Raw genomic sequence first — 9,110 nt, 5'->3', positions numbered from 1 at the left:
CAAGCTTGGCGTGACGTGGTCGTGTAACGCGAAAGCGAACGTACCGCACGCGACGCTGAAGATCATGAAGGAAAATGGCTTGCGACTTCTGCTGGTGGGCTACGAATCGGGCGACGACCAGATCCTGCTGAACATCAAGAAGGGCCTGCGCACGGATATCGCACGACGTTTCAGCGAAGACTGCCGCAAGCTGGACATCAAGATTCACGGCACCTTCATCCTGGGCCTGCCGGGCGAGACGCAGGAGACGATCGAAAAGACGATCGAGTACGCAAAGGAAATCAATCCACACACCATCCAGGTATCGCTCGCAGCACCCTATCCGGGCACGACGCTCTACAACCAGGCGGTGGAAAACGGCTGGCTGCAGGAGAACAAGGTGATCAACCTGGTGAGCAAGGAAGGGGTGCAGCTCGCGGCGATCGGCTATCCGCATCTGTCGCGTGAAGAGATCTATCACCACGTTGAGAGTTTCTACAGGCGCTTCTATTTCCGGCCTTCGAAGATCTGGGAGATCGTGCGCGAGATGCTGCTGAGCTGGGACATGATGAAGCGACGTCTGCGTGAAGGCGTGGAGTTCTTCCGTTTCCTGCGCGCTCACGAAGCGTGATGGCGCACGAGGCTCGGCTTTCGCAGCGTACGCTGATCTTCACGGCAGACGATTTCGGTTTGCATGAACGGGTCAACGAGGCAGTCGAGCGTGCGCATTTGTACGGGGTGCTCACGGCGGCGAGTCTGATGGTCGCCGCACCGGCCGCGCGCGATGCGCTGGCGCGCGTGCGGCGGCTGCCGGAATTGCGGGTTGGCCTGCACCTGGTGCTGGCCGATGGTGCGGCGCTCCTGCCGCGCGAAGCGATTCCGGCGCTGGTCGGTCCAGAGGGCCGTTTCGGCGACGACATGGTGCGCGACGGCTTTCGATTTTTCTGTTTGCCGCGCGTGCGCAAGCAGCTCGCACTGGAAATCCGTGCGCAGTTCGAAGCATTTGCGAAGACCGGGCTGCCGCTCGATCACGTCAATACCCATAAGCACTTCCATCTGCATCCGACTGTGCTCGGGCTGATCCTCGAGATTGGCCGCGACTACGGCATGCGTGCGATGCGTCTGCCGAGCGAATCCAACGAACCGCTGTGGCTTAAACCGTGGATTGGTTTGGTGCGGGACCGTCTCGATCATGCCGGTATTGCTCATAACGACTATGTGGTCGGCATTTCCAGAACGGGGCAGATGACGGAGGGCGTCTTGCTCGATGCGTTGGCGCGCGTGCCAGACGGCGTGGGCGAGATCTATTGTCATCCGGCCACGGCGGGTGAGGGCGCGTTGAGCGCCGGCATGCGCGACTACCGGCATGCGGACGAACTGGCCGCATTGCTCTCGCCGCGCGTGGCGGCGGCTATCGAGGCGGCCGGGGCGACGCGCGGTGGCTTTGCCGATGTGTTCGGCGAGTTGCATCGCCGTGGTGCGCAAGCGTCATGAAACGCTTGCAATGGGCCTGTTTGCCAATCGGGATCGCGATCCTGATTGGTCTCGTGCTGCACGAGGGTGTTGGCGGTCTGATTCAGATCATCGGGCAGGCGGGGTTTGCTTTGCTATGGCTTGTGCCGTTTCACGCGCTGCCGTTATTGCTCGATGCATATGCGTGGCATCTGTTGCTGGGTAAACGGGCGTCGTTGATGTTTCTTTGGTGGGTGGCGATGGTTCGTGAAGCCGTGAGCCGCTTGTTGCCTGCCGCGGGGATTGGTGGGGAGATTGTTGGGATTCGGCTTGCCGGTTGGCGTGTGGCTGATCTGAGTGGCGTTAGTGCGTCGGTTGTCGTCGAGGTGATGGTGACGATGGCTGTTCAGTATGCGTTTTCGGCGCTTGCATTGGTGTTGATCGTTGCGGCGACGCATCAGGTTGGGGTCGTGCGTACCGTTGGGATGGCTTTGCTTTTGTCGTTGCCTTTACCCGTCATTGCTGTTGTGCTCGTTCGGCGGGGTGGGGTTTTTTATGCTATCGAGCGGTGGGCTGGGAGGTTGTTGGGTTCCGCAAATTCGCTCTTGTCGGCGATCGATGGGCGGCAGCTTGATGCGGATATCGATGCGCTTTTGTCTCGCAGCGGGCTTTTACTAAGGGCATTTCTTTGGCAGTTGAGTGGATATCTACTCGGCGCGCTTGAGACTTATTGGGCTTTGGCGTTGTTGGGACATGCGGTTTCTTTGACCGGGGCCCTGGCTATCGAAGGGCTTACTCAGGCGGTCAGGCACGCTGCGTTTTTTGTTCCCGCCGGGGTGGGGGTGCAGGATGCGGCTGTTGTGATGCTTGCGCAGTTGTTTGGGGTTGGGCGGGAGGTTGCTCTTTCCTTGGCTCTTGTTAAGCGCATGCGCGAGGTTTTGTTTGGGTGTGCTGCGCTGGCTTCGTGGCAGGCCGGTGAGGTTTTTCAGCGGTTAAATGGTGGTGGTTCTGTTTCCTCTTCCTCTTCGGGCCTGTCATAGATTTTGTGTGTAAGGCATGACCCTCCGCCGACGTGATGAATGTCCAAGGGCCGGTCAGGCCTGGGGACGTTTAAAGCGAGGAATCGTCGACCGTGGAACCGACGCCCGAACGGCTACTGGCAAGCACCACGTCGCCTCACCCGTCGCGTCTGTTCCCCGCCGCCACGAAGCAGCATTCGATGCTGCTCTGTGCCTGAACCGCATAACCCTCGCGCGTCGTTTCCCTGCGCCGATACTCGCCGCCAAACGGCAGCGTGCCGACCGACGCGTTGCCCATCGCTTTCAGGATGTGCGCGTCGGCTGTATCCACCACCGCCTGATAGGTCCTCGCCTGCTTTTGCGCGTCGTTCTTTACTTCGTGCCAATACTGGATCGTATCGTCCAGCGTCACCGTGCTGCCGTCTGTATGGGGATAGAGTTTTTGCAGCAGGCTTTGAGCTTGCGCGGAGTCGTAGCTGAAATCAGGCTCGCGTCCGCTTTCGACGCATTGCCAGAATTCATGCTCGCCTTCGATCAGCATCTGCTCGAGCTCGAGGTCACGTTCAATCGTGTAGACCTGCAAGCGGTTTCCGCCAATGCAGACCGCTATGTCCCAGACGGCGTAGCCCGTCACCGCCATGTCGTGGCACACCTGTAACGTGCACTCCACCGGAATCGCGCCGCTGCCCGGTTCGCCCCAGTCGCCCAGGTCCGGTGCGAGCAGGTCGACGTTTCTCACTTCGAGGCCACGTCGCTCGCCTTCGAGCATCCTCTCCATGATCGAGACCATCCATGGATAACGCGGATGCCTTTGCACGGGATTGCCACGGTGCAGGCGCGCGGCGCGAGTCATGGCGTACTGGTTCGCGATCACGTCTTCCATGATGCGGGCGAAATTCATCTTTTCCGACTCGGGCGGCTCGTCCTGGATCAGACCGCGCCTTTCAGCCCACAGCTGATACGCACTTTTCACAGCATTCTGGCCCAGTGCCGCCGCCGAATCCTGGCCACTCACTTCCAGCCGCTGCCCGGCGATCCGTGCGTTACGATACCTTTCAAGTTGTTGTGTCACGTCGCGTAACCTCCGCAAAGTCTTGCATAATCAGGATTTGCTTACGATTGCATGACTCGTCCGCTTGCAATGCCATATTTATCGCGCCCGGGGAGATTGGGATTAATGCTAGGTCGCCGTTGTACGATTTTCAAACCGGTTTTTTGTGATTTTTAGAAATTGCGGATACTAAAGTGCGATGCAGCATGACAACATCCCTGTCAAATAGGCGCCATTTCCATGTATGGTGTAGTCACGTATAACCGTTTCACCAAGAAGGCTATTGCTCTTGTCTGTAGATTACACAAAATGAGCCATGCGACGGGGGTTTGGTGGGAAGTGGGGTACCTGAAATTCTTGCTGTGTCGCAGCATTGTATTCAGCATATAATATTATTAATAAAAGATAAGGTCTGTCAGCTGCGGTTGCGGCACTGCGCAAACTATTGCCCATTTTTATCGATTGAAAACGGATCACTTGCTGATAGTAATTTAGTGCGTTTTACGATATCAGTAAACGCATAAGATTGACGAGAGATCTCCATGGGAATGCCCGGACATAATCATTTGCAAACCTGATTTCCGGTCAAAAATGCGCATTAGCAGAAGTATTCTTTACGCGATATCGCAAAGTGGGCCGAGGAATCTCGCGGCCCACAATCGAACTCGAAAATTCCTAACCGATTCCTTGCGCCGTGATCGCCCGCACATCCACCTTCGCCGGCAAGATCTGTTGCTCGAACGCGCGGTCGGCGACCTTTTGCAGCGCTGCGATATCCGCGTCGCTGACGGGGCGTTGCTGCAGGGCGGAGCGAGCGGTGATGACTCTCGCTGTCTCGATTGGCAGGCGTGTCACCGTCGCATACACCTGCGCGTATGCTTCGGGATGTCCCACAGCCCATGCGCCGGCGCGCTGAAAGCGTTGCAACGCATCGCTCAGCGCCGGGCGCTTCGCCTGGTCCGCGGCCGCTGCGCCCGAAGCGGTGATGAAGGCGAGGCCGGTATTGATGCCGGAGCCGTCACGTAATACGCGGCCTCCGCGCTGCACAGCGGTGCCGAAATACGGGTCGAAAGTCGCCCATACTTCGAGCTGGCGCGCCTCGAACGCGGCAAAGGCGTCGACAGGCAGCACGAAGCGCACGTTCACGTCGTCACGCGTGAGTCCGGCTTCGGCCAGCGCGCCGTACAACTGATATTGCGAAATGCTGCCACGCGCCGACGACACCACCACGGTCTTGCCTTTCAGATCGGCTACATGCCGCAGCGGCGAATCGGCCTGGACAACGATGCCGAGCGACGTCGGCGTGCCGACGCGGGTCGCGACAATCTTCAGCGACGGATCGCCGATCGCCGCCGCGAGCACCGGCAGATCGCCCGCGGGCGCGAGATCGACCGCATTCGCTCGCTGCGCCTCGAAGAGCGGTGCAGCGCCCTGAAAGTTGGCCCAGCGAAATGCATAGGGCGTGCCGTCCAGCACATGGGCCGCTTCGGCCAGGGCGCGCAGACCACCGGCCTGGTCGCCGAATACCAGGGTGGGCTCTGCAGCCAGCGCATCCGTCGCAGCGAGCCACGCCGCAGCGGGCGCGAGGCCGCAGGCGGCAAGAGTGTGCAGAACCCGGCGGCGGTCGGAGCGAAAAGCGTTCATCGATGTAGATCCACGAAGAGGAAAACGCAAACAGGAAGCGGAAGGAAGCCGCGGAAAAAATCGGGAAGCATGAATCGGCCGGGGCGGTTCGCGGAATCGCCGGAGCATGCTGTCGCGGAGCGAGGTTAGCAACCGCTTCGAGCCGTCACAAACATGCAATTGCGATATCTTTATCGGCTATCAATATTTAACGAACGCATGTTGCGGTGCTACCTTTGAGGCTTGCCTGACATCCCGTCCGGGGTGTCGCCGCCGGTCCGCGTTCAGTGCGTCCGGCGTTCTGTCGATCATCGGGGAGACGCATCGTGGCAGTCGAATTCATCGGCATGATCCAGACTCGCAAGGTCTCGGAAACGCACGCGCCGCAAGGCCCGGCAATAGATATTGGTTACGTGGAGCAGTTTGCACGGGCCCATGAGGACGCCGGCTTCGACCGCATCCTTGTTCCGCATCATTCGACCGGTCCCGATGCGCTGCTGACTGTCGCGCATGCCGCGAGCGTTACAAGTCGCGTGCATTTCATGCTCGCTCACCGGCCCGGCTTTGTAGCGCCGACGCTGGCCGCGCGTCAGCTCGCCACGCTCGATCATTACTCGGGCGGCCGCCTTGCCGTGCACATCATCTCGGGCGGCGACGACGCCGAGCAACGCCGCGACGGCGATTACCTGTCGCATGACGAGCGCTACGCACGCACCGACGAGTACGTCTCGATCCTGCGCCGCATCTGGACCTCCGATACGCCGTTCGATCACGAGGGCAAGTACTACCGCTTCGAACGCGGTTTCTCCGAAGTGAAGCCAGTGCAGCAACCGCATATTCCGGTGTATTTCGGCGGCGCCTCGGCGCCTGCGCTCGAAATCGCCGGCCGGCATGCGGACGTCTATGCGCTGTGGGGCGAATCGAAGGCGCAGGTGCGCGAGCAGGTCACGCGGGTGCGCGCGGAAGCCGCTAAGCATGGCCGCACGGTGCGCTTCTCGGTGTCGTTCCGGCCGATTCTCGCGGATACCGAAGCAGCGGCGTGGGAACGCGCTGAGCATATTCTCGAAGAGACCAAGCGGCTACGCGCCGCCCAGGGCCTGAGCGTGGGCGGACCCGCGCAGAGCGAAGGCGCGCGCCGCTTGCTGGCAGCCGCAGGCGAGGCGGATCGCGCCGACGAGCGCTTGTGGACCGCGATCGCCAAGGAAATCGGCGGCCGTTCGAATTCGACCGCGCTGGTCGGCACACCGGAGCAGGTGGCCGATACGTTCGCGGAGTACTATGCGTTGGGTGTGACCACCTTCCTGATCCGCGGCTTCGATCCGCTTGAAGATGCGATCGACTATGGCCGCGCGCTGATTCCCGCCACGCGCGAGCGCATTGCCCGCAGCGAACGCGTGGCAGCCTGAACGGAGGAACGATGACCGATCTATCTCTGCCTGCTGTCCCCGCTACAGAAACGTCGACATTGCAACGCCATGCGCCATTGCGCAAATTCTGGTTCGATGAAGTGCCGCCGCGCGCGAGCGTTGCTGACGAGCGCCGCTATCGGCAAGAACGGCTTGCTGTCGCATTTCGCATTTTCGCGCGCTACGGTTTCGATCAAGGACTTGCGGGTCACATCACGGCGCGCGATCCGGAATGGCCCGATCACTTCTGGGTCAATCCGTTCGGCAAGCATTTCAGCCGGATTCGCGTCTCCGATCTGCTGTTGGTGAATTCGCAAGGTGAGATCGTGGTGGGCGAAGGGCCGGTGAATCAGGCGGCCTTCGCGATTCATGCTGCGATTCATGAAGCACGGCCCGACGTAGTGGCCGCCGCGCACACGCACTCGTTGTATGGCAAGGCGTGGTCGACGCTCGGACGCACGCTCGATCCGCTCACGCAGGACTCGTGCTCGTTCTATCAGGATCACGCCCTGTTCGACGACTTTCGCGGCGTCGTGCTGGATACCGACGAAGGCGCGCGCATTGCAGCGGCGCTTGGCACGAATCGCGCCGTGATCCTGAAGAACCACGGCATCCTGACCGCGGGACCGACCGTCGAGGCGGCGGCCTGGTGGTACATCGCGCTTGACAACGCCTGTCACGCGCAATTGCTCGCGGAAGCGGCTGGCAAGCCGCAGCCAATCCCGCACGACATCGCCACGTTGACGCACGAACAGGTGGGGCGAGCGGGTGGGGCATTGTTTGCGTTCCAGAGCCTGCTGGAGGGCGTAGTTGCCAATGAGCCCGACGTGTTCGACTAAAAGGGCAATCCGCTCACGATGACACTGCCGCCGCGCCGCCGCCATTGCTGCGGCGCGGCGGCCACATCCCACTACGGATGTGCGTACACTAGACCAGGTCGTCAACCAAGACCCCAACCAGAACAGAGCGTCGCGCGGACCCTGAAGGCCGCGGGGCGCCGCCGCACTTTTCTCGACCCTCATTTCTTCCATGACCTCATGAGCCAGATCTTGCGGCTTGACCGCTTGCGCACTTTTGTCGAGCGGATCGCATCGTTACTCGACGATGCGCTCCTCGAAGCCAGCCTGCTCGACGCGGGCGGCGCCGCGCTGCGCGAACTGGTCGCGCACGACGACTGGCTGCCCGACGCGTACGCGCGTCCGAGCCCTGAGCGATACCAACAATTCTTGCTGCACGCGGATTCACGTCAGCGCTTCTCCGTGGTGAGTTTTGTCTGGGGGCCAGGACAGGCCACGCCGGTTCACGACCACACCGTTTGGGGCCTGATTGGTGTGTTGCGCGGTGCGGAAATCGCGCAGCCATATTGTCTCGACAAAAGCGGCACGTTGATTGCTTCTGGTGAGGCAAGGCGGCTCGAAACCGGTGCCGTCGATGCGGTCTCGCCGCGCATTGGCGACATTCACCGGGTCAGCAATGCATACGACGACCGCGTGTCGGTCAGCATTCACGTTTATGGTGCAAATATCGGGGCGGTGTCGCGCTCGGTTTACCCGGGGGAGGGTGGCCGCAAGACATTTATCTCCGGTTATTCCAACGACGTGTTGCCGAATATCTGGAATGTATCGAAGGAGATCGCAATCTCATGACCATTGAGACTGAATTCCGTAGCCGTTCATTCGAAGACGTGCGCCGCGCATTACTCGAGCGCCGCGAAATCGCATTGCTCGACGTACGCGAGGAAGACCCGCATGCACGCAGTCATCCGCTGTTCGCCGCCAATCTTCCGTTATCGAAGCTTGAACTGGATGCACCGTTGCGGTTGCCACGCCGCAGCGTACCCATAGTGGTGTTCGACAATGGCGAAGGGCTCGCCGTGCGCGCCGCACGCCGTTTCGTCGAACTGGGTTACACCGATGTCACGTTGCTGGCCGGCGGTTTGCGCGGTTGGGCCGAGGCGGGTGGCGAACTGTTCCAGGACGTCAACTCGTCGAGCAAGGCGTTTGGCGAACTGGTGGAGAGCGAACGGCATACGCCGTCGCTCGAAGCGCCGCAATTGCAGGAACTGCTCGACAGCGACGCCGACGTGGTCGTACTCGACGCACGCCGCTTCGACGAGTATCAGACCATGAACATTCCCGGCAGCGTCAGCGTGCCGGGTGCCGAACTGGTGTTGCGCGCGCGGCAACTGGCGCCGAACCCGTCGACGCAGATCGTCGTCAATTGTGCGGGACGCACGCGCAGCATTGTCGGCGCGCAATCGCTGATCAACGCGGGTGTGCCGAATCCCGTCGCGGCGTTACGTAACGGCACGATCGGTTGGACGCTTGCCGGGCAAACGCTGGCGCACGGCAGCACGAAGCGCTTCGATCCGGTCACTGTCGATTCGGTGCGGGTCGCCGCAGCGGCCTCGGCGCGCGCAGTGGCCGATCGCGCCGAAGTGGGCCGCACCTCGCGCGACGAAGCGCGCCGCTGGGCTGAGGAAGCCGTGCGGACAATCTATCGTTTCGACGTGCGTTCGCCGCAGGAGTACCAGGCGAGTCATGTCCCCGGATTTCGCAGCGCGCCTGGCGGACAGCTTGT

Annotated in this window: 9 protein-coding genes; 7 read left to right on the top strand and 2 right to left on the bottom strand. The window is 61.1% G+C overall.

Going from position 1 to position 9,110, the window contains the following annotated elements; translation table 11 throughout:
- The 3 genes from M0954_RS00415 to M0954_RS00405 all read left to right on the top strand — a co-directional run.
- A partial coding sequence (locus M0954_RS00415) for a radical SAM protein (RefSeq protein WP_297351043.1) occupies nt 1-610 on the top strand: 610 nt, incomplete at its 5' end.
- Complete coding sequence (gene hpnK, locus M0954_RS00410; RefSeq protein ID WP_297351041.1) at nt 610-1,473, top strand: hopanoid biosynthesis-associated protein HpnK; 864 nt, start codon at nt 610-612, stop codon at nt 1,471-1,473. The genes M0954_RS00415 and hpnK, both read left to right, overlap by 1 nt.
- The gene (locus M0954_RS00405) at nt 1,470-2,471 is read left to right on the top strand and encodes a lysylphosphatidylglycerol synthase domain-containing protein (protein WP_123384283.1); all 1,002 of its coding nucleotides are present in this window, start codon (nt 1,470-1,472) and stop codon (nt 2,469-2,471) included. Before hpnK ends, M0954_RS00405 begins: the two co-directional genes overlap by 4 nt.
- Nucleotides 2,472-2,607: 136 nt before the next feature.
- On the opposite strand, the gene M0954_RS00400 is transcribed toward M0954_RS00405, so the two are convergent.
- Both M0954_RS00400 and M0954_RS00395 read right to left on the bottom strand, forming a co-directional pair.
- Nucleotides 2,608-3,522: a YqaJ viral recombinase family protein gene (locus M0954_RS00400; protein WP_297351039.1), complete on the bottom strand. Its 915-nt coding sequence runs from the start codon at nt 3,520-3,522 to the stop codon at nt 2,608-2,610.
- A gap of 654 nt (nt 3,523-4,176) precedes the next feature.
- Entirely contained in the window at nt 4,177-5,145 is a 969-nt protein-coding gene (locus M0954_RS00395; protein ID WP_133891414.1) for an ABC transporter substrate-binding protein, read from the bottom strand.
- A gap of 305 nt (nt 5,146-5,450) precedes the next feature.
- Between M0954_RS00395 and M0954_RS00390 the strand changes: the two genes are divergently transcribed.
- The 4 genes from M0954_RS00390 to M0954_RS00375 all read left to right on the top strand — a co-directional run.
- Entirely contained in the window at nt 5,451-6,530 is a 1,080-nt protein-coding gene (locus M0954_RS00390; RefSeq protein ID WP_122154360.1) for an LLM class flavin-dependent oxidoreductase, read from the top strand.
- A gap of 11 nt (nt 6,531-6,541) precedes the next feature.
- Nucleotides 6,542-7,369: a class II aldolase/adducin family protein gene (locus M0954_RS00385; RefSeq protein ID WP_297351037.1), complete on the top strand. Its 828-nt coding sequence runs from the start codon at nt 6,542-6,544 to the stop codon at nt 7,367-7,369.
- Between the two features lie 198 nt (nt 7,370-7,567).
- Nucleotides 7,568-8,176 (top strand): cysteine dioxygenase, encoded by a 609-nt coding sequence (locus M0954_RS00380; RefSeq protein WP_185090036.1) that lies wholly within the window; start codon nt 7,568-7,570, stop codon nt 8,174-8,176.
- On the top strand, nt 8,173-9,110 hold a 938-nt coding region (locus M0954_RS00375), incomplete at its 3' end, for a rhodanese-like domain-containing protein (RefSeq protein ID WP_297351036.1). The genes M0954_RS00380 and M0954_RS00375, both read left to right, overlap by 4 nt.

It is taken from the genome of Paraburkholderia sp. (assembly GCF_026225065.1).
GTDB lineage: Bacteria > Pseudomonadota > Gammaproteobacteria > Burkholderiales > Burkholderiaceae > Paraburkholderia.
Note: the sequence above shows the minus strand (reverse complement) of the source record. Positions and strands in the feature narration are given on the sequence as shown.

Excerpts from the sequence above, each read along its gene's own strand:
- M0954_RS00395 (WP_133891414.1), bottom strand. The coding sequence starts at position 5,145 with ATGAACGCTTTTCGCTCCGACCGCCGCCGGGTTCTGCACACTCTTGCC.
- M0954_RS00385 (WP_297351037.1), top strand. The coding sequence starts at position 6,542 with ATGACCGATCTATCTCTGCCTGCTGTCCCCGCTACAGAAACGTCGACA.
- M0954_RS00380 (WP_185090036.1), top strand. The coding sequence starts at position 7,568 with ATGAGCCAGATCTTGCGGCTTGACCGCTTGCGCACTTTTGTCGAGCGG.
- hpnK (WP_297351041.1), top strand. The coding sequence starts at position 610 with ATGGCGCACGAGGCTCGGCTTTCGCAGCGTACGCTGATCTTCACGGCA.
- M0954_RS00405 (WP_123384283.1), top strand. The coding sequence starts at position 1,470 with ATGAAACGCTTGCAATGGGCCTGTTTGCCAATCGGGATCGCGATCCTG.